Below are 20,872 nucleotides of genomic sequence, written 5' to 3'. Positions count from 1 at the left end.
AAAAATGAAATTCATCTTTAGTTAAATTAATTGAATCAAAATAAAGCTTTCTTACATTTAGAAAAAAAGGCCGAAATTCCGGCCTCTTCTATATTAAACTATAATTGTACCTTAATAGTTTTTATCAGCAAAATCAACCCATCCGCCTGATTTTACAAGCTTTGAATCAAACTCTGAAATTGAAAAAGGAACTTCTTTTCTTTTACCAGATCCTCTTATGGTAAATTTTTTGTTATCAAAATCAGTTTCAATATAAACGTCTTTTACATTTAAAAACTCACTGAAAATCATTTCAATTTCATCGCTTTCAAGGGTTACAGCCATCATCCCACAATTAAACATATTCTGACGAAAAATTCTTGCAAAGGATTTTGCTATAACAAGATTGATTCCGTTTACTTCAAAAGCCCAAGGAGCATGCTCTCTAGAAGAGCCACAGCCAAAGTTTCCTTTTGTAATAATAACAGAAGCATCTTCAATATCTTTCAAATCCAATCCTTCAAGCTTGAGATCTTCTAAAAGATATGGTTTTAAGGCCTCTTTTGAAATTTCAGTGAGATATCTTGCAGGTATTATTTCATCTGTATTAATATCATCTCTATCAAGAAAAAGGACTTTCCCATTAAAGTTTTTCATTTTATCCTTCCTAACCCTTAAACAAAGGTGAGTTTTCTATATAACCTTTTATAGCTGTCTGAGCTGCTGTGGCAGGGCTCATAAGATGAACCATCCCGCCTTTTCCCATTCGACCGTTAAAATTCCTGTTTGTTGTTGAAGCACAAACCTCTCCTTCTGCCAAAACTCCATTACTCATTCCAAGACAGGCTCCGCAAGTGGGATTTGTAACACAAAATCCGGAATCCATAAAAATTTTGATTATTCCCTTATCAAGAGCCTGGCTAAAAACTTCAGGAGTAGCAGGAGATACTATTCCTCTGACATTATCAGAAATCCTTTTGCCTTCCAAAACCTTGGCTGCAACTTCAAGATCTGAGAGCCTTCCATTGGTACATGAGCCTATATACACTTGATCTACAACTACATTTTCAAACTCAGCCACAGGCTTTACCAGATCTGGCTTAAATCCAAAAGTTGAAACAGGAACAACTTGAGAAGCATCTATTTTGATTGTTTCTGAATACTTGGCATCTTTGTCTGAAATCCATTTTGAATAATCATTTAAAGCTTCTTCTTTTGAATCAAAGTCTGATTTTATAAATTCCCAAAGATAATCCACTGTTTTTTCATCAGGATAACAAATACCGCTTGTTCCTCCTGCTTCTATGGCCATATTGCAAAGGGTCATTCTTTCTTCCATATTCATTTCTGAAATAACAGGACCGGTAAATTCAATAACCTTGTCAGTGGCCCCATTAACCCCAAGCATACCGATGATGTGCAAAATAAGATCCTTTGCAAACACACCTTGCTTAAGACTTCCTTCAACTTCAATTTTTATTGTTTCAGGATATTTAAAAGCACAAACTCCTTTTAAAATTCCCACTTCTAAATCTGTAGTACCAACACCTGCGGCAAAGGCTCCAAAAGCCCCGTGTGTACAAGTATGAGAATCACCCATAATAATTGTTGCCCCGGGCCTTACAAAACCTTTCTCTGGAAAAATTGCGTGGCAAACTCCATTTCTTCCTATATCAAAAAAATCCTTAATTTTATTTTCCTTTGCCCAATCCCTTAATATCTTTCCCTGAAGTGCTGTTTTTGAATCCTTGGCAGGTGTTACATGATCTATTACAACTTTTATCTTGTCAGGATCAAAGACCCTGTCCTTACCTCTTTTTTTAAGGTCATTAATTGCCACCGGAGTTGTAATCTCGTGGCAAAATACCGAATCAAGTCTAAGGACATTTATACCTTTTCCAGGGGTATCAACAAGATGAGCATCAAATATTTTTTCTGCTATTGTTTTTCCCATCTCTAAAAAAATCTCCTGTATTTAAAATTTTTATTTATTTTCTATACAAATCAAACCCGGCAACTTGCCGGTTTTTTTATTTTTTACAATTAAGTATTGTGGATAAAAAGCCTTGGAGGAGTGGTAACCCAAAAAGCCTTTAAAGTTTCACTTCCATTATTTTTAAGCTTGTGTGGAATATCTGATTCAAAAGAAACGCTGTCCCCTTTTTCCAACTTGTAATTTACACCTCCATACTCAAGGATTCCACTTCCCTCAAGGATAAAACCCATCTCTTTTCCAGCATGACCATATTCACTGCTACCTTTTTCATTGTCCGCTGGAATTTCTATGAGATAAGCTTCCACATCTTTTGTCTTATCTCCTTCAGGAGAGCTGATTGAAGAAAGCTGATGATAGGTTATATCCCCAATTGTCCTGATATTTCTTTGAGCTGATTTTACTATATTGACCATCCTCTTTTTTTTAAAATCTTTAAAAATATATTCAAGATCAATATCTAAAACATCTACTATCCCAAACAAAGTATCTATCGAAGGAGACACCTTGTCCCTTTCAATCTGAGAGATAAGACTTTCACTTACCCCCGCACTTGAGGCCACTGTTTTTAAGGTAAGTTTTTTCTTTTCTCTTATTTTTCTTATTCTTTTTCCAAAGGGGTATTTTATCCCGGAATTTAACATAACTTAATCTCCTTAAATATCTTTAAACTTACTTAAAAATCACCGGCCTTGCAACAAGAATAATTAAAACCAGTTAACCAAAAACCAAGTTTTCACTTCAATTCATTTAAGGTAAAAATTTCAGTCCAAAAGTACCGATAAACCTTAGAAGAATTCAAACAAAACTTTAATTTCACTTTTTAGATTGAGTTTATCCTGGTTAAATAATATTTTAACTAAACTTCTAATTTCATATTTTTCAAATAAAAACGGTGATAAATGAAAAAACTTAATCTTAAAGTAAAAATCGGAACTCTTGAACTGAAAAATCCTGTGATGCCAGCATCAGGAACCTTTGGATACGGGGTAGAATATTTTGATCAAATAAATCCTGAAAGCCTTGGAGCAATCATTGTAAAAGGACTTTCTCTAAAGCCTTCTTCAGGAAACCCTCACCCAAGGGTTGTTGAAACCCCTTCGGGTCTTTTAAATGCAGTTGGACTTGAAAATATAGGAATAAATAAATTTATTAAATCAAGACTTCCTCTATTATCAAAATTCACCACTCCAATTATTGCCAATATATACGGCCAAACCGAAGCTGACTATGAAGAATTAACTGAAATAATTGAAAAAGAAGAAAGAATTTCTGCTATTGAAGTAAATATTTCATGTCCTAATGTAAAAAAAGGGGGGCTTGCCTTTGGAACGTCTCCAGAAGTCTGCTCAAGTCTTGTCTCAAAAATAAGAAAAAAAACAAAAAAAACCCTGATTGTCAAACTAACACCAAATGTTACAGATATAAGGCCTATAGCCAAAAGTGCAGAAGATTCTGGAGCTGACGCACTTTCACTTATCAATACTATCACAGGAATGGCCATAGATATAAATACAAGAAAACCCATGCTTGCAAATATAACAGGAGGTCTTTCAGGTCCTGCCATAAGGCCCGTTGCTTTAAGAATGGTTTATGAAGCCTCCTCCTGTGTTAAAATACCTGTGATAGGAATAGGCGGAATAACAAATTATGAAGACGCCCTTTCATTTATTATTGCAGGTGCATCTGCTGTTCAGGTAGGTACAGGAAATTTCATTGATCCAAAAACCTGTGAAAAAATTATCAAAGGAATTTCAAAATTCATGAATAAAAATAAACTCTTTTCTATTGATGAACTTAAAGGCTCAATTGATTTAACTAAAACTCAGATTGGCTGAAGTATTGTTAACACTTGAATCTGATTAAATTTTACGTTAATAACCAACAACATCGTTATTTTAATAAAAATCATACTAATTCAAACCTAAAAGAATTAAAAATCAAAAGGAGCAGAACTATGAAAAAATTATTAGCTGTTTTAATTGTTGCTTTTATGTTCACACCGGCAGTTTCTGCCAAGGAAGTTTCTGGAGTTAATTTTCTTGAGCAAATGAAAATTTCGGGTAAAAATATGGTTCTTAACGGAGCAGGACTAAGGAAAAAAGCTTTTATCAAAGTTTATGCATGCGGCCTTTACCTTAAAGAAAAAAACAGTGATTCAAAAGCAATTATCAGTGCTGATGAACCCATGGCTGTAAAACTTGTTATCACTACAGGTCTGGTTACAAAAGAAAAAATGCAGGAAGCAATGACAGAGGGTTTTGAAGCCTCAACCAATGGTAATCAGGCTACCATTCAGGATAGCATAGATCTTTTCAACAATTGCTTCAATGACGAAATCGTCAAAGGAGATGAATTTATGATGGCATATCTTCCTGGAACTGGGGTTGTTGTTTCAAAAAACGGGACTGAAAAAGGAATTATTGAAGGTCTTGATTTTAAAAAAGCTCTTATTGGAATCTGGCTTGGTGATAATCCAATAGATAAAGGCTTAAAAAAAGATATGCTTTAGTCAAAATTTACAGGGCGGAATTAATTTCCGCTCTGATTATTTTTTAAGGCCGCCCTTAAAATCTTCCTCTGCTTCCTTTCCAAAATCTCCGGAGACTGTTTTATTAAACTTTGTAAAAATATTTTTATATACATCAATGGATCTTCTTAAAATCTCGTCAAACGGAAGTTCATCATAATGCCCAAAATCTTTTATATAGGACATATGTTTTCTGCCCTTATCATCGAATTCATGGAAAAGGGAGTCCTTTTCTCCATCAAAATCAAGGGGTTTTACCTTAAATTTTTCGCACAATTCCTTATTGAATGTAGGGGTTGCCTTAATCCAGTTTCCATTTAGATAAATTTCTGTATACCCATGATAATAAAAGATATCTGTCCCCATTATTTCCCTGAGCCTTTTTGTGGTAAGATGATTTTTAACATCTGCAAGACCAAGCCTTGAGGGGATTTTTGCAGCTCTTAAAACAGCACAAAGAGCCACAGCTTTGGCAACACAATAACCTTTTCCTTTCTTGATTATCGAGCTTGCCTTCATGCCTTTGTGTGTAAAGTCAATCTCATAGGGATTGTAAAAAACCTGATCCCTTACAGTATAGAAAAGGGCTATTGCCTTTTCTTTTTCACTCATTTCCATTGATAAATTTTTTTTTACAAAATCTTTAATTACAGGATGTTCAGAGTCTATGAAAAAACTAGGTTCAAGATAAAATTCATAAGTTTTTTCTGCCATTTTAATTATCCTTTTCATAACCTGAACCATAGGCTATTCAAATATTAATAAAAATTTTGATCAATATCTGCCTTTAAATCAAGCAAAAGCTGTTTGTCAGATTCATTTATATCTGATTTTAAAAACTCATTTATTGTAAAAACAGCTTCCTTTGGCAAAATTCTTTTATTGCCCATATAGTCAATTAGAGCACTGCCTGGATCCTCTGGATTTATCTTTTCAAAATACTTTCTTTTTTCCTCTTCAATCTCCTTAAAATCTCTAAGATCATAGTTTCTAAAAAGAATTCTTTTCCCAAGCTTTTTATTTATTTCATCAAGTCCATTAACAGTCTTAATTTTATCATCAAGGTCTGCTTCTAAAAAACGCCTGCATTTTTCAACTTCATAATTGTTTAAAAAACCCCTTACATACAAAAGAGCATCTTCATCAACTCCTTCAATTACAGGGTATCTATAGTTTAGATGATAATTACAAACTTCTTTAAAAAGATTCTGATTTTTTTTAAAAAATTTAAGATTTTCCTCAAAGATCCTCAGTCTGTCCTCAGATATTTTTGATCTAAATCTTTGATAAAAAGGAAGAACAAATGGAGGTTCACCATATTTTTTTCTTGTTACAAAAGTTTTTTCCTCGATGGTTTCCTTGGTAATTGTCAAGATTTCTTCAGAATCCAATCTAAGCCAGACTGTTTGATTGGAATATGGGATAGAATTTCCCAGGCAAAGATAAGGAGCCATAAACTCATTGTCAGCTCCTAGTTTTCCATGAATAAAAATTCCAGCCCTATGAATCCCGAATACACTTTGAAAAGCCTCATCAAGGGACTCACTCCTTTTTTGATCATTTTTTTTCAAATAAAAATCTTTTATATACTTGAAAACCTTTTCCTCCTTTGAAAAAAGCCTGGAAAGATTAAGTGTTGCTTCAACATCGGCCAAGGCATCATGGGCAGTTCCCTTTGTAAGATTGTTAAATGAAATAAGATTTTCAAGTTTAAGGGAAACCTTGTCTTCCAAAAACGGCCATGAAATTGAATTTTTCGAAAAAAGATAAAAAAAGACTGCCATTGGATAGATATCCATTCTGGAACAATTGTTTTTAAACTGATGAGTGTATGGGGGTAAAAGATTCCTATAAAAAGAAAACCTTAAAAATTCATCATCAAAACCCAAAGTATTGTATCCAAGGGAAATTGTTCCTGGAGTATTTAAAAGTCTGTGAATTTCTAAAACCCCGTCTAATTCTGAAACTCCGTCTTTTAACTGCTTTGGCCCCATCTTGTGAACCAAAAGGGCTTCAGGGGAAATAACAATGTCATCTCTTAACTTAATTTTAAAATTATGGGTTTCAAGCCGATTAAATTCAAGATCGGTTCTTATGGCCGCAAACTGAACAATTTGATCAAAACATTTGCTTAACCCGCTTGTTTCAATATCATAAAAAAGGTAGGTATTTTTCATTTGCTCAAATCACCTCAAGGCTTTTGTCAAAAGTCCATCTTCCAGGGGGTAAATTACCTTCATCAGCAAGTTCTTCAAGGTAGGTTAAAAAAAATCTTCTTGGAATTTCTTTTGCTCCAAACCTTTTAAGATTATCAGTTTTCACCTGGCAATCAATCATGGGAAACTCCCATTTTTCCAGCTGTTTTACAAGATAGACAAACCCTGTTTTTGAGGCATCGGATTCAAGTGTAAACATGGATTCTCCATAAAAAACATTGCCAATGGATACCCCGTAAAGACCTCCTGCGATCTTATTATTATTCCAAACCTCAACAGAATGGGCATAACCTGCTTTGTAAAGTTTTATATATGCTTCTGCCATTTCCTCAGTAATCCATGTTTCCTGGTTGTTTTTTATTCTAACATCAGCACACATTCTTATAACTAGCTCAAAATCTCTATCCAGGGAAACAGAAAACTTTTGTTTTTTTATTGTTTTTTTAAGAGATTTGGGAATATGAAAATCTTTTATAAACAAAACAGCCCTTGGGTCAGGCGACCACCACAAATATGGAGACGAATCATCAAACCAGGGGAAAATGCCCATTTTATAGGCCGCTAATATTCTTTCGGGCTTAAGATCTCCTCCCATGGCAAGAAGGCCTGATTTATCCGCATATTCAGGAGGAGGAAAAGAAACTCTTGAAGTAAGTTGAAATACAGGCATCAGTTCTTTTTATAGTTAAAGGTCAAACTGTTATTTCTGGATCCTATAGTTAGTTTACCACCCTCTGAAAGTCTGCCAAAAAGAAGTTCGTCAACCAGTTTATCCTTTATCTCAGTCTGAATAAGTCTTTCAAGGGGTCTTGCCCCGTATACTTGATCATAACCTTTTTCTGAAAGATATTCCTTTGCCTTTTTTGTAACTTTTATATTGACTTTCTTTTCTTTAAGCTGTGCTCTCATTTCATCAATAAACTTTTCCACTACTTTGAATATAATATCCTGGTCAAGCTGATTAAAATAAACTATTTCATCAAGTCTGTTTCTAAATTCCGGAGAAAATATCTGGTTTAAGGCACTCTTTCCCTTAAACCTGGAATCAGAGCCCTGGTTTCCAAAACCTATTGACTTTGAAGCCATTTCTCTTGCACCTGCATTGGAAGTCATCATAAGAATAACATTTTTAAAGTCAGCAAATCTTCCGTTGTTATCTGTGAGCTGACCATAATCCATTACCTGGAGCAAAATATTATAAATATCCAGATGGGCTTTTTCAATTTCATCTAAAAGAAGAACGCAATGGGGGTTTTTTCTAATTGAGTCTGTTAGGAGCCCACCCTGATCAAAACCAACATATCCGGGAGGAGAGCCTATCAGCCTTGAAACTGAATGTTTTTCCATATATTCCGACATATCAAATCTTAAAAAACTTATTCCAAGAGTTTTAGCTACCTGTTTTGCAAGTTCAGTTTTTCCAACTCCAGTAGGGCCTGTGAAAAGAAAAGAACCTATTGGCTTTTCAATTGAACCAAGACCTGCTTTTGATCTTTTTATTGCTGAAACAACAGAATCAACTGCACTATCCTGACCAAAGAGATATTTTTTTATTTCATCCCCTAGTTTTGCAAGTTTATTTTTATCATTTCCACTCATCTGCTGAAGAGGAACTTTTGCCATTTTGGAAATAACATCAATGATTTCTTTTTCACTGACAACTTCTATCTTTTTATCTGAAAGAGCGGTCATTGCTCCAACTTCATCGATTACGTCTATTGCTTTATCAGGAAGATATCTTTCATTCAAATGCCTCAAAGAAAGCTTTACTGCAGATTCAATGGCCTCTTTTGAATACTCTATCCCATGAAAAAGCTCATAGGTTGACTTAAGACCGTTCAAAATTTCAATGGTTTCCTCTTCTGAAGGCTCTGAAATGTCAATTTTTTCAAATCTTCTGGACAAAGCTCTGTCCTTTTCAAAATGATTTTTAAACTCTTCATGGGTTGTTGAACCAACACACCTGAAACTTCCGCTTGTTAAAGAGGGCTTTAAAATGTTTGAAGCATCCATAGAACCTGAATTTGTAGCACCTGCACCTACTATGGTATGGATTTCATCAATAAAAAGTATGGCATCTTCAGTTTCTTCAAGCTCACTCAAAACTTTTTTCAATCTTTGTTCAAAGTCACCTCTGAACTTTGTTCCGGCAAGCAATGCACTTAAGTCAAGAGAATAAACACTTGAATTGACAAGCTTATCTGGAACATCACCTTCAAAAATTTTTCTAGCAAGCCCTTCTGCTATTGCAGTTTTACCTACCCCGGGATCCCCTACGTAAACAGGGTTGTTTTTTCTCCTCCGGCATAAAACCTGCATTGTTCTTTTTAATTCATCTTCCCGGCCAATAAGCGGGTCAATTTTGCCTGCAGCTGCTTTTTCAAGCATATCTATTGTATAAAGAGAAAGTGCGGAATTATCTTTTCCAGGCCGTTCTTCGGAAGACTCTGAATCAAAAGCTGCCTTTTGCCTTCCTCCTTTTTCAAAACCGGAACCATGGGAAATATAATTTAAGATATCAATCCTTTGAATTTTTTCTTTTTTCAGAAAAAAAGCTGAGTGAGAATACTCTTCTTCAAAAATTGATACAAGAATATCTCCAACATTAATTATCCGTTTTTCAGCTGCTCTTGCATGGTTAACCGCCCTTTGAATCACCCTTTGAAAACCCACGGTCTGCTGAAGAACATAGTTTGATTCTTCAGGCATGACTTCAAGATGTTCATCAAAGTATGTTTTAAGATCTGTTTTTAAAATGTGAATATTGCCGCCACAGGATTCAATTATCTCAACTCCGTGTGCGTCATGAAGGATTGCAAAAAGAACATGCTCCACGCAAACATATTCATGCCTTCTTTTCTTAGCTTCTCTTACAGCAAAACCCAAGGTTGCACTTAATTCCTTGCTTATCATATGTCAGGCCTTCTCCATTGTACTTTTTAATGGAAACCCACTGTTTTTAGCTAGAGCAGTTACTGTTTCCACTTTGGTTTCGGCTAATTCATAAGGATACACTCCGCAAATACCAATACCTTTTTTATGAACATTGAGCATTATTTGTTCAGCTTCTGATTCTGACTTGTGAAAAACACTGATAAGAACGTCAACAACAAATTCCATGGTAGTATAGTCATCGTTATGTAAAAGCACCTTATATAAAGGAGGCTCCTTTATTTTTTCCGAGTTCTTGGATCTAGTTTGATCTTGAGTACCCGGATGGTTTAAAGCCATACTTTCCTCCCTCCTCAAACCTTTCTTTTTTATTAATCGTAAACATTAAATCAATTTAAATCAAGTTATGCCCCGCAACATCTTTTATATTTCTTACCGCTTCCACAGGGACAAAGCTCATTTCTGCCTATTTTTCGTTGCTGTCTTTTTATTGTTTTTCTATTTGGCTGGGAATCATCATCCCCCCTTGAGAAAACCATTTTATCCTCTTCAACTTCTGAGAATAAAGGTTTTTTTTCCTCTTCATATCCGTTTTGTATTTCTATACGCATAAGAATATTTACTATTTCGTCCTGAATTTTTTCAATCATCGACTGAAACATATCAAAACCTTCTTTTTTGTAAATAATCAGAGGGTTTTGCTGGGCATAGCCTCTCAGCCCAATGCCTTCTTTTAAGTGATCCATATTAAGAAGATGATCTTTCCACAGGGTGTCCACAGTCTGAAGAATGATAAAATGCTCAAGTTCCCTCATGCTTGAAGAACCTATAAGCTCTTCTTTCCTGCTGTATTCCTCCATAGCCTGAGAATAAACAATTTCTATAAGCTCTTCCTGACTCAGCTCTTCAATATCTTTATCAGATAATATATCAAGTTCAAAGCTGACTTCTTTTTTTACCTTGGCTTTAAAAGCTTCCCATCCATAATCACGGGTTTTGTCTTCGGCTTTAGAACTCAAAAATTCTGATACAACAACAAAAGACTTGTTTTCAATAATATCAGTTATTTTTCCCTTAAGGTCTTCATTGGTTAAAGCTTCTTTTCTTTCCCTGTAAATCACTTCTCTTTGAGCATTCATGACATCATCGTATTCAAGGAGATGCTTTCTTATGTCAAAGTTATGTCCTTCTACTTTTTTCTGAGCATTTTCAATGGCTCTTGAAATAATCCCGTGTTCAATTGTTTCCCCTTCTTTCATTCCAAGACGATCCATTACTCTTGTAATTTTTTCACCACCAAAAATTCTTAAAAGTTCATCTTCCAGTGAAAGATAAAACCTTGAAGAACCTGGATCTCCCTGACGGCCTGAACGCCCCCTCAGCTGATTATCAATCCTTCTTGACTCATGTCTTCCCGTTCCTATAATATGAAGTCCACCAAGTTCAACCACACCTTCTCCAAGAACAATATCAGTTCCTCGACCTGCCATATTTGTTGAAATAGTCACCGACTTTTTCTGGCCTGCAAGGGCAACAATCTCAGCTTCTTTTTCGTGATGTTTTGCGTTTAAAACTTCATGGGGCACCCCTCTTTTTTTCAGCATTTTGCTGAAATATTCAGAAACATCAATGGATACTGTACCCACAAGAACAGGCTGACCTTTTTTATAGCAATCAGAAATTTCTTTTATTGCAGCTTCATATTTTTCCTGCTTAGTCTTAAAAATTACATCAGGAAAATCCTTTCTTACAAGGGGTTTGTTTGTTGGAACCACAACAACTTCAAGGCCGTAAATTTCAGCAAACTCCTTTGCTTCTGTTTCAGCAGTACCTGTCATCCCGCTAAGCACGTTGTACATTCTAAAATAATTTTGGAAAGTGATAGAAGCAAGAGTTTGGTTTTCATTTTCAATTTTTACATTTTCTTTGGCTTCCAGTGCCTGGTGAAGACCTTCACTGAATCTTCTTCCTGGCATAAGCCTTCCTGTAAACTCATCAACTATGACAACCTGACCCTCATTTACTATATAATCCACATCTCTTTTAAATATAGTATGAGCTTTCAACGACTGATTGACATGATGAAGGGTTTCAATATGTGAAGGGTCGTAGATGTTTTTTATATCAAGTTCTTTTTGTATTTTAAGTATACCTTCATCTGTTAAAAGAGAGTTCTTGTCTTTTTCATCAACTGTATAATGAATTTCATTATCAAGTTTTCTTACAACCAAATCAGCCATATTATAAAGCTCTGTAGATTTTTCTGCCGGCCCTGAAATTATAAGAGGAGTTCTTGCTTCATCTATTAAGATTGAATCAACCTCGTCAACAATTGCAAAGTTAAGCTCCCTTTGCACAAGATCTTCTTTCCTGAATTTCATATTGTCACGCAAATAGTCAAAACCAAACTCATTGTTAGTTCCATAAACTATATCGCAATTATAAGCATCTTGCCTTTCCCTGTCATTGAGTCCATGGGTGATTACTCCAACAGAAAGACCCAGGAAAATGAAAAGCTTGCCCATCCATTCAGAGTCTCTTTTTGCAAGATAATCGTTTACTGTGATTATGTGCACACCTTTTCCTGTTATTGCGTTAAGATATGCAGGAAGGGTTGCAACAAGAGTTTTACCTTCACCTGTTTTCATTTCAGCAATATTACCTTCATGAAGAACTACCCCGCCGACTATCTGGCAATCAAAATGTCTCATTTCAAGTATTCTTACAGACGTTTCTCTTACTACGGCAAAAGCTTCAGGCAGAATCGATTCAAGACTTTCCCCTTCAGAATATCTTTTCTTAAATTCGCTGGTTTTTTCTTTGAGCTCCTCATCTGAAAGTTCACTGACAGAAGACTCAAAATTATTAACATCTTCAACTATTTTTGATATTCTTTTAAGCTGTCTTTCATTTCTTGTTCCAAATAAAGCTTTTAAAAGGTTTATTATCATTTTAATTCCTTATAAGTTTGTTTTGTAAACTGTTGCAGACTAGAGATATATTATTGTTAAGCCTTAGTATTAATATAAATAACAAATAAAAACATATTCTTTGTCCACTTCCAAGTCATCTTCAAAATTTAACCCTGAAATAAGGTTTATTTATTGTGTTCAGTCTGTTCTCTATTATTAATTTTGATAGAAAACTTTAATTTTGAACAATCATTTTTTGAATTAAACAAAGTTTTTTATATTTGAAAACCAAAATCAACACCAAGCTTTAAATGAAATTGCTTATAAACCAAATATGTCAAAATATCAAAATCAAAAAACCCTCCTTAAATTTGAAGGGAGGGTTGTAAGTTAATTAAATATTTTGAATAAAGCAAATATGAGTTCTTAATTTTTATCAATTTGTAAAAATCAACAAGATGAAAAATGATGAAAAATCTGGAAAAGTTTTATTCGGATTCATATTGAACCATCAGTCAAGAATGTATTTTTCAGGATTTACCGGCCTGCCGTTCATATAAACCACATAATGAAGATGAGGGCCCGTGCTTCTGCCTGTATTTCCCATTTTGCCTATTTCCTGCCCTCTTTTAACTTTCTGCCCTGATTGAACAAGAGTTTGGGAAAGATGGCCGTATTTTGTAAGAATTCCATGTCCATGATCTATTAGAATTGCAGTACCAAGAAGTCCTCTTTTCCCGGCAAACGAAACTATTCCGTCAGCAGGAGCAACAATAGGAGTTCCATGTCTGTTTGCTATATCATAGCCTTCATGAAATTCTTTTTTTCCAGTAAAAGGAGATTCTCTGTAGCCAAAAGGAGAGGTTACCCAGCCCTTTGCAGGTCGTATGGAAGGAGTTGAAGCAAGCATACTTCTCTTGGTTTCAAGAGAACCTAAAAGGTCTTCCAAATTTTCAATTTTAACTGAGGATATGTTTTTCAGTAAATCAGCATTGTCTGTGATCCCTCTGACAAGGGAGCTGTGAGAATTTTCCAAACCTATCCTGGAGTCAAGGGGTTCTGGCATTACCCCGCCAATTCCAAAAATACTTTTATCTTCATTATTCTCAGAGTTTTTTTTGCCCAGATCTGCGATAATTCTTATTTTTTCTTCAAGCTTGCCAAGCTCTGCGAGATTGTTTCTTATTAAGTTTATTTCTTCTGCAAAAAAATGAAGCCTGTTTCTCTGGGCTTGGATAAGCTCATTTTTTCTTTCAAGTTCTTTTTGTGTTTTTAAAAGCTCTAAATCTGATTTTTTTACAGAAATATAATCATAAAATAAAAGCATTGAGCCTGAAACAAAAAGAGCAAAAATAAAAAGTCCTATAACAGCAAAAAAACGCGAAAACGACAAAGTTCTGACTTTACCGCCGTTTATTATATTTACTATATATTTAACAGTCATATTCCATCTTTATTTGGTGTTGATGTTTTCAGATACAAAAAATTTAACATGAACTTTTGTAAAAAGTCAATTTAAACAATCTCTTTTCCTACTTTTGCAATCATTGAGTTTAAAGTATTTTCCATCAACATTGCAATTGTCATAGGCCCCACTCCTCCGGGAACAGGGGTAATCCACCCTGCTATTTTTTTTATCTCATCAAAATCAACATCACCTTTGAGAACTGAAATTTTTTTACCTGTTTTTTTACTTATTTTTTCTCCAACCCTATTAACTCCCACATCAATTACACAAGCACCGGGCTTTACCCATTCTGGTTTTACAAGTCCTGGAACACCTGCAGCAACAATAAGAATATCAGCTCTTAAACAATGTGATTTCAAATCTTTAGTTCCTGTATGAACAATTGTAACAGTTGAATTTGCTCCTTTATTTTTCTGAAGCATCATATTGGCAATGGGTTTTCCTACAATATTTGATCTTCCAACTATAACAACTTCAGCACCGCTTGTTTCTATCTCAGACCTTTTTATCATCTCAATTATTCCTGCTGGAGTGCAAGGTGGAAAAACAACATTTTTTCCAATTACAAGCCTTCCCACATTAACAGGATGAAAACCGTCCACATCTTTATCTGGATCAATTGCATTTATAACTTTTTCTTCATTAATATGCTTAGGTAAGGGCAGCTGAATAAGAATACCGTCAATAGTATCATCCTCATTATATCTTTCTATTAGATCAAGGAGCTCCGTTTCAGAAACATCTTCATTCAAATTTTCCTGAACTTCTTTAAAGCCAACTTTTTCTGCTGTTTTGATTTTTAATGACACATAAGAAATAGAGGCAGGGTTATTACCAATCAAAATTGTTACAAGACCGGGAACACGACCAAATTCTTCCTTAAGCTTGACAGATTTTTTTGTAATCTCACTTAAAATATCTTCACGCAGTTTTGTTCCGCTGATTATTTTTGCTTCCATAAAAATTATACCCTTAAAATTTTAAATTATTTTTAAACAGGCCTGGGCGGAATCAAAAGCCCAAGGCTTTCATCAAGTCCAAACATAAGATTCATGTTTTGAACTGCCTGGCCTGAAGCCCCTTTTACAAGATTATCAATAACAGACACAAGAACAAGACGGCCTGAGTCAAAATCAAGCTTCAAACCTATATCACAAAAATTTGTGCCTGCAACATCATTAATATTTGGAAATTCTCCTTCAGGTAAAATCCTGACAAACCTTGAGTCTTTATAAAAATCAAATAAAATTTTTCTTAATTCTGATTCAGAAACACTTTTATCTGTTTTTAGATAAATTGTGGAAAGCATTCCTCTTACAACAGGAATTAGATGGGGAGTAAAACAGACCTCTGCTTTAAAACCTGAAATCTCCTCTATTTTTTCTTCAATTTCAGGCCTATGTCTGTGAGACATCACTTTGTATGCCTTAAAACCCTCATCAACTTCACAAAAATGAGTTCCAATTGAAAGCCCTCTTCCTGCACCGCTGACTCCTGATTTGGCATCAATAACTATATCTTTACAGTTTATTTTGCCGGCCTTAACAAGGGGAAGTATTCCCAGAAGACTGCAGGTGGGATAGCACCCCGGATTACCCACAAGACTGGCATTTTTAATCTCATTATAGTTTATCTCAGAAAGACCGTATACTGCTTTATCAAGATATTCAGGTGCTTTATGCACACAATAATATTCTTCGTATGCCTTCTGAGATTTAAATCTGAAATCAGCGGAAAGATCTATTACCTTAACATTTGCCTCCAAAAATTCCGGAATAATTTCCATGGGAATTTTATGGGGAAGGGCTGTAAAAATAATATCGCATTTATCAACTGTTTCCTCTGGACTAAACTTTTCAATTTCAATGTCAGCAATAGTTCTCAAACCAGGATAAAGACTGGAAAAAATTTGTCCCGAATATTGCCTTGAGGTAATACAACTAATTTCCACCTCAGGGTGAAAACTTAAAAGTCTTACCAGCTCAGCTCCAGTATAGCCTGTTCCTCCAATAATACCTGCCCTTATCATTAAAGAATTCTCCAAAATTTAAATTTTAAATAAAACATTCAACCCTTTTCCCTATACCAAAAAAGAAAAAGATTAAAAACAGGTTTTATCTTTTTAATTAATTCTGATATTCTTTATAAATAAACTTACTATCAACCTTGAACTAAAAAAATCACTCAATTCATCCTGGATATCTAAAGACATCTAAGCACAACGAAATCCAGGAATAAAGGTAAATTTCTCATAAAATAACTGGTCGAAATTTTCTTTTAAAAAAAATTTAATCGAGAGGACATTTTTTTGTGCAAAAGCTAAGTAAAATCCAAAATGCTTTTTAAACCAAGAAAAGAAACTTTTTCTGAGGATGCAAAGCTAACAATCTAGATTTAATAGACAATAACAACTTTAAATACAAACAATAACTATTATTTTACAAAAAATATCAACACCCAATACTTTGGTGCACTGCAAAAAAACACCTTGACACAACTCTTTTTTTTGATTAAAATTATTTCATATTCAGAAGTCATTGGAAAACAATATAAAAATTAAGGAGAATTTTAAATGAAGACAATGGACCCAACAAAAATGATTCAACAAATGATCGATTTTCAAAAAACTGTTTTTGAAAATAGTTACAATGCAATAATAATGATGCAGTCTCAAACTGAAAAAATGGCTGAATCCCTTTTATCAAAAAATTCTATTCTTCCTGAAGAAGGTCAAAAAATGATAAACGAATGGATACTCGCTGTTAAAAAAAGTAGGGAAGATTTCAAAAAATCAGTTGATGAAAATTTTGCTAAGATGGAAGAGTATTTCGTCTCAGCGACTAAAACAGCAAAGTCAGCTGCCAAAAACGAAAAATAATTTTACTTAGTAGATATGAGTTCGCCCAGCGAACTCATATCTTTCAATATTTATTCACCAATAAAATATCTCAGGGGAATCCAAATGGATCAAAAAGAAATGGTCAAAAACATTTTGAACTGGTACTCAAGCTCACTTCAAAACACCTTAAATGCTGTCAACCTTTACCAGGTTCAGGCTGAAAATATGACAAAATCTTTTATTACCAACTCCAATCTGCCTGAAGATTCTAAAAAAGTTATAGAAGAGTGGTTTAAATTCATAAATCAAAGCCAGGCAGACTTTAAAGAGTCTATGGAAACAGGCTTAAAACAGCTTGAAACTTATATTATCTCCCTTGTTCCCAAAGACTAAATTTATTTAAAGAGGTTTATCATGAGTAAAAAAAATAGTTTTAATAATTTTTTTTCAGGATTTGATTTTATGAAGCCTGAAAGTTTTTCTTTATTTCCTGTTACAGATTACAATGAAATTATCAATTCAAGCATGAAAATTTTTGAAGAGGCATCACAAATTTCAAAAGATTTTATGCTAAAAGGTTTTGATTATTCCGATTTTGTTTCTTTTTTTGAAAACTCAACTGGATTTATAACTTCTTCCTATTCAGGCTACCTCGAAATCATGGGTTTTATTTCAAAAGAAGCCTATGATGAGCTTGTAGAAAAGTACAATAAAATTCAAGAAGAAATCAGCGAACAGAAAAAAAAGGTTTCACAAAAAGAATCAACAATCAAGACTCAAGAAAAGAAACTTAAGGCAGTTGAAAAAGACATTAAGGATTTTGAAAAGAAAATTAAAGATCTTGAAAATGAGCTTGCCGCAGAAAAAACAAATAAAAAAGACCTTGAAAATGAGCTTGCCGCAGAAAAAATAAACAAAACTGCTGCCCCACAAACCAAATAACTTACCTGGCTCAATAAAAGTTTAATGGAGATACCTTGTTAATCTAGGCATTCTCCATTTTTTATTTATTGAAGAATAAAACCAACCACTCTATATATTTAAATTTATAATATCGGATATTTCCAAATTTAAGCCATACAACATTTCTTGTATTTTTTACCGCTTCCGCATGGACACGGCTCATTACGGCCAATTTTTTTATCTTCTCTCATAAATGTCTCAGGAACAACTGGCTCTCCGTCAAAAAAATACCAACGTCCTTCTTCTTTCTTAAACAAAGCCTTTTCATGATGGGTAATTATTTCAAACTTCTGCCTATACTTAACTTTAAACTCAACAACCCCCTCTTCATTATCTTTAAGGCCGTTTTTTATATTTATAATTTCAAAGCCCTGCCAAGTCGATTCTTCTGACCATTTTTTTGTAGCTTTTTTATCGTGCTCTTGTTTCTGTTCCGGATGAATAGTATCATAAATATAATCAAGTTCACCTAAGGTATAGGCTGTATATCTTGACCTCAAAAGTGCTTCACAGGTTTCAGACTGTACTTCACCCTTAATATAAGGTTGACAACATTGTGAATAATCAAGGCCACTGTTACAAGGGCAATTTGCCATTTCTTCCACTCTCCTGGTAATTTCTAGTTTTTTATAATTTTACAAGTCAAAAGGAGTAAGACTTTCATATCCGTTTTCAGTTACAACTATTGTCTGCTCAAACTGAGCTGAAAGTGACCCATCTTTTGTTATAGCCGTCCATCCATCATCTAAAATTTCAACATCCTTTTTGCCAATATTAATCATGGGTTCAATTGTAAAAGTCATGTTTTCAACAAGGGGAATCCCATAACCTTTTCTACCAAAATGCATAACCTGTGGGGGTTCATGAAAGTCTAATCCGACCCCGTGGCCAACAAACTCTCTTACAACTGAATAGCCTTTTTTTTCAGCATAGGACTGGATAGCATGGCCTATATCTCCTATTGTAGCTCCTGGTGCAACCACTTCAAGAGCTCTTTTCAATGCCTCACGGCAATTCATAACAAGCTCTTTTGCTTCAGGGGAAGGAGTTCCTGAAAAATAACTATAATTTGCGTCAGCATAAAAACCGTCAAGAATTGTTGTAATATCAACATTAACAATATCTCCGTCTTTTATAATGAGGGGTCCTGGAATTCCGTGGCAAACTACCTCATTTACAGAAACACATACACTTTTAGGAAATCCCCTATAATTAAGCGGAGCAGGAATTCCTCCGTTTTTAAGGGTAAATTCATGGACAATAGTGTTTATCTCATCTGTAGTCATTCCGGGTTTTAAAAATTTCTCAACTTCACGATGGGTTGCCATGACAAGGTCACCGGCTTTCCTTATTCCCTCAATTTCTTCCAAGGTCTTAATTCGGATACCATATTTTTTCATATAATATGATTTTATGTTTGTCTTTGGGTTAATTCTTCTTATACAGCACTTCTTGTATTTAAGACCGCTACCACAGGGACATGGGTCGTTTCTTCCTGTTTTTTTCTTTTTGTCTCTAGTCAAAATCAATATCTTTCTTTTTTTCTTATTATCTGTTACTTTTTTACTTTATGAAAATATCCCTATATAATTTTCAAGTCAATCAAATATAATAATTAATTATGGAGAAGCCATGGAACTCACAGGAAAAAAAAGCATAATTTTTGTAGAAGAACAATTCAATGATCAAGAATTCTGGTATCCATATTATAGACTTCTTGAAGCAGGTTCTGATGTTGTTATCTGCGGAAGTGGAAGAACTTCTGTCTTTACCGGAAAAGCAGGCACCCAGGTAACTGCTGACACAGATGCATCAACACTGAATGCCAGTGATTATGACCTCCTAATAATTCCCGGGGGATTTGCTCCTGATTTTATGAGAAGGAGTAAAGAAATGGTAAGTTTTGTGTCAGAAATGAATCTTAAAAATAAAATAATAGCATCCATCTGCCACGGAGGCTGGATGCTTGTTTCAGCAAAAATTTTAAAAAATAAAAAAGCAACATCATTTTTTGCAATAAAAGATGATATGGTAAATGCCGGTGCCAATTGGGTTGATGAATCAGTAGTTGTAGACAGCAATTTAATCACCAGCAGAACACCAGATGATCTTCCAGCATTTATGAGAACAATTATAGGAAAGTTTAAAGCTTAAAATTATGCCAATCAATTACCCTGAACATAAGTTATTTTATCGTCCCCCTCTAAGCTATATTGATATTGGAAGAGTTGTATACAATGGAAGATATGCAGACATATACAACTATGCAAGAGATGAGTATATGAGAGACATTGGCTTTTCATATTCAAGTTTTAACATCAAACATGAAAAACACCTTGCTGTTGTTGAATCAAATATCAAGTTTAGGAAACCTGTATTTTACGATGAAGAAACAACTATTGTTTCAAAAGTTGAAAAAATAGGAACAAGAAGCATTATTTTCAATCAGAAAATTTACACAAAAGAAATGAAGGTAGTTGCCAATGAATCAAAATTTATAATGGTGTGTATAGACAAAAGATTCAAAGCGGCATCAATACCAGAGTCTCTTAAAAAAGCCTTTGAAAATGGTCCCTTCAAAAATTAACAAGCAATTTATAATAGGAGTAATGGGAGGAGGTTCGTCTTCTCCCAAAGATTATAAAAGAGCTTATGAACTTGGAAAACATATAGCTGAAAACAATTATATTCTTTTAAACGGAGGCAGAAACTCAGGTATAATGGAAGCTTCTGCCAAAGGAGCCTTTGACTCAGGAGGAACAACAATAGGGATTTTGCCTGGAGAAAACTCCGACAATATTTCAGATTATATTAAAATTCCAATAATAACTGGAATAGGAAACGCAAGAAACCAGATAAATATTCTTTCCAGTAATATTGTTGCAGTTTTTAAAGGCGGTTCAGGAACAATTTCTGAAATTGCATTTGCATTGAAATTTGATAAAAAAATTATCCTGATTGATTTTTATCCAGGAAGATTTGTTGATGAATTTATTAATAAAACAGTTTTTATGGTAAAAAATTCAGAAGAAGCTATTGAAAAGATAAAAAAACTTTTAAAATAAAATCAAGAAACCACT

Annotated in this window: 22 protein-coding genes; 8 read left to right on the top strand and 14 right to left on the bottom strand. The window is 34.2% G+C overall.

Annotation, left to right across the window (positions count from 1 at the left end):
• Positions 1–111 precede the first annotated feature (111 nt).
• The 3 genes from RBR53_01600 to RBR53_01590 all read right to left on the bottom strand — a co-directional run bounded on the left by RBR53_01600 (position 112) and on the right by RBR53_01590 (position 2,616).
• Positions 112–636, bottom strand: a complete 525-nt coding sequence (locus RBR53_01600) for a 3-isopropylmalate dehydratase small subunit (protein ID MDY0131338.1) — start codon at positions 634–636, stop codon at positions 112–114.
• A 10-nt stretch (positions 637–646) separates the two neighbouring features.
• The gene (locus tag RBR53_01595; protein MDY0131337.1) at positions 647–1,933 is read right to left on the bottom strand and encodes a 3-isopropylmalate dehydratase large subunit; all 1,287 of its coding nucleotides are present in this window, start codon (positions 1,931–1,933) and stop codon (positions 647–649) included.
• Positions 1,934–2,022: 89 nt separating this feature from the next.
• Positions 2,023–2,616: a cupin domain-containing protein gene (locus RBR53_01590; protein ID MDY0131336.1), complete on the bottom strand. Its 594-nt coding sequence runs from the start codon at positions 2,614–2,616 to the stop codon at positions 2,023–2,025.
• Positions 2,617–2,874: 258 nt separating this feature from the next.
• Between RBR53_01590 and RBR53_01585 the strand changes: the two genes are divergently transcribed.
• Both RBR53_01585 and RBR53_01580 read left to right on the top strand, forming a co-directional pair.
• Positions 2,875–3,810, top strand: a complete 936-nt coding sequence (locus RBR53_01585; protein MDY0131335.1) for a dihydroorotate dehydrogenase — start codon at positions 2,875–2,877, stop codon at positions 3,808–3,810.
• A gap of 119 nt (positions 3,811–3,929) precedes the next feature.
• Positions 3,930–4,484, top strand: a complete 555-nt coding sequence (locus tag RBR53_01580; GenBank protein ID MDY0131334.1) for a chalcone isomerase family protein — start codon at positions 3,930–3,932, stop codon at positions 4,482–4,484.
• A gap of 36 nt (positions 4,485–4,520) precedes the next feature.
• Here the strand turns inward: RBR53_01580 and RBR53_01575 are convergent, their stop codons facing one another.
• The 9 genes from RBR53_01575 to argC all read right to left on the bottom strand — a co-directional run bounded on the left by RBR53_01575 (position 4,521) and on the right by argC (position 16,019).
• Positions 4,521–5,216, bottom strand: coding sequence for a transglutaminase family protein (locus RBR53_01575; protein MDY0131333.1), 696 nt, complete (start codon positions 5,214–5,216; stop codon positions 4,521–4,523).
• Positions 5,217–5,260: 44 nt separating this feature from the next.
• Positions 5,261–6,679 carry an exodeoxyribonuclease I gene (locus RBR53_01570; GenBank protein ID MDY0131332.1) on the bottom strand — a complete coding sequence of 473 codons (1,419 nt, stop codon included), beginning with the start codon at positions 6,677–6,679 and terminating at the stop codon, positions 5,261–5,263.
• 4 nt (positions 6,680–6,683) lie between these two features.
• Positions 6,684–7,388, bottom strand: coding sequence for a leucyl/phenylalanyl-tRNA--protein transferase (aat, locus tag RBR53_01565; GenBank protein MDY0131331.1), 705 nt, complete (start codon positions 7,386–7,388; stop codon positions 6,684–6,686).
• On the bottom strand, positions 7,388–9,631 hold the full coding sequence (clpA, locus tag RBR53_01560) for an ATP-dependent Clp protease ATP-binding subunit ClpA (protein MDY0131330.1): 2,244 nt from the start codon (positions 9,629–9,631) through the stop codon (positions 7,388–7,390). Before clpA ends, aat begins: the two co-directional genes overlap by 1 nt.
• 3 nt (positions 9,632–9,634) lie before the next feature.
• The gene (locus RBR53_01555) at positions 9,635–9,949 is read right to left on the bottom strand and encodes an ATP-dependent Clp protease adaptor ClpS (GenBank protein ID MDY0131329.1); all 315 of its coding nucleotides are present in this window, start codon (positions 9,947–9,949) and stop codon (positions 9,635–9,637) included.
• Between the two features lie 65 nt (positions 9,950–10,014).
• A complete protein-coding gene (gene secA, locus RBR53_01550) occupies positions 10,015–12,561 on the bottom strand; it encodes a preprotein translocase subunit SecA (GenBank protein ID MDY0131328.1) in 2,547 nt (848 codons plus the stop codon).
• A gap of 472 nt (positions 12,562–13,033) precedes the next feature.
• Positions 13,034–13,966 (bottom strand): M23 family metallopeptidase, encoded by a 933-nt coding sequence (locus RBR53_01545; GenBank protein MDY0131327.1) that lies wholly within the window; start codon positions 13,964–13,966, stop codon positions 13,034–13,036.
• 71 nt (positions 13,967–14,037) lie between these two features.
• Complete coding sequence (gene folD / locus RBR53_01540; GenBank protein MDY0131326.1) at positions 14,038–14,949, bottom strand: bifunctional methylenetetrahydrofolate dehydrogenase/methenyltetrahydrofolate cyclohydrolase FolD; 912 nt, start codon at positions 14,947–14,949, stop codon at positions 14,038–14,040.
• 32 nt (positions 14,950–14,981) lie between these two features.
• Positions 14,982–16,019 (bottom strand): N-acetyl-gamma-glutamyl-phosphate reductase, encoded by a 1,038-nt coding sequence (gene argC, locus RBR53_01535; protein MDY0131325.1) that lies wholly within the window; start codon positions 16,017–16,019, stop codon positions 14,982–14,984.
• 543 nt (positions 16,020–16,562) lie between these two features.
• Between argC and RBR53_01530 the strand changes: the two genes are divergently transcribed.
• The 3 genes from RBR53_01530 (at position 16,563) to RBR53_01520 (ending at position 17,771) form a co-directional block, all read left to right on the top strand.
• A complete protein-coding gene (locus RBR53_01530; GenBank protein MDY0131324.1) occupies positions 16,563–16,868 on the top strand; it encodes a hypothetical protein in 306 nt (101 codons plus the stop codon).
• A gap of 84 nt (positions 16,869–16,952) precedes the next feature.
• Positions 16,953–17,222, top strand: coding sequence for a hypothetical protein (locus RBR53_01525; protein ID MDY0131323.1), 270 nt, complete (start codon positions 16,953–16,955; stop codon positions 17,220–17,222).
• Positions 17,223–17,243: 21 nt separating this feature from the next.
• Positions 17,244–17,771: a hypothetical protein gene (locus RBR53_01520; GenBank protein MDY0131322.1), complete on the top strand. Its 528-nt coding sequence runs from the start codon at positions 17,244–17,246 to the stop codon at positions 17,769–17,771.
• 128 nt (positions 17,772–17,899) lie between these two features.
• On the opposite strand, the gene RBR53_01515 is transcribed toward RBR53_01520, so the two are convergent.
• Together RBR53_01515 and map are read right to left on the bottom strand one after the other, a co-directional pair.
• On the bottom strand, positions 17,900–18,388 hold the full coding sequence (locus RBR53_01515) for a YchJ family protein (protein MDY0131321.1): 489 nt from the start codon (positions 18,386–18,388) through the stop codon (positions 17,900–17,902).
• A 39-nt stretch (positions 18,389–18,427) separates the two neighbouring features.
• Entirely contained in the window at positions 18,428–19,315 is an 888-nt protein-coding gene (gene map, locus RBR53_01510) for a type I methionyl aminopeptidase (protein ID MDY0131320.1), read from the bottom strand.
• Positions 19,316–19,424: 109 nt separating this feature from the next.
• On the opposite strand from map, the gene RBR53_01505 reads away from it, so the two are divergent.
• The 3 genes from RBR53_01505 to RBR53_01495 are packed head-to-tail and all read left to right on the top strand — an operon-like array spanning position 19,425 to position 20,857.
• A complete protein-coding gene (locus RBR53_01505; protein MDY0131319.1) occupies positions 19,425–19,946 on the top strand; it encodes a type 1 glutamine amidotransferase domain-containing protein in 522 nt (173 codons plus the stop codon).
• A gap of 4 nt (positions 19,947–19,950) precedes the next feature.
• Complete coding sequence (locus RBR53_01500; GenBank protein MDY0131318.1) at positions 19,951–20,379, top strand: thioesterase family protein; 429 nt, start codon at positions 19,951–19,953, stop codon at positions 20,377–20,379.
• Positions 20,360–20,857 carry a TIGR00725 family protein gene (locus tag RBR53_01495; GenBank protein MDY0131317.1) on the top strand — a complete coding sequence of 166 codons (498 nt, stop codon included), beginning with the start codon at positions 20,360–20,362 and terminating at the stop codon, positions 20,855–20,857. The genes RBR53_01500 and RBR53_01495 overlap by 20 nt, the downstream gene beginning before the upstream one ends.
• The last annotated feature ends 15 nt before the right edge of the window (positions 20,858–20,872 follow it).

The organism is Desulforegulaceae bacterium, assembly GCA_034006035.1.
In the GTDB taxonomy this organism is placed as follows: Bacteria; Desulfobacterota; Desulfobacteria; order Desulfobacterales; family JACKCP01; genus JACKCP01.
Note: the sequence above shows the minus strand (reverse complement) of the source record. Positions and strands in the feature narration are given on the sequence as shown.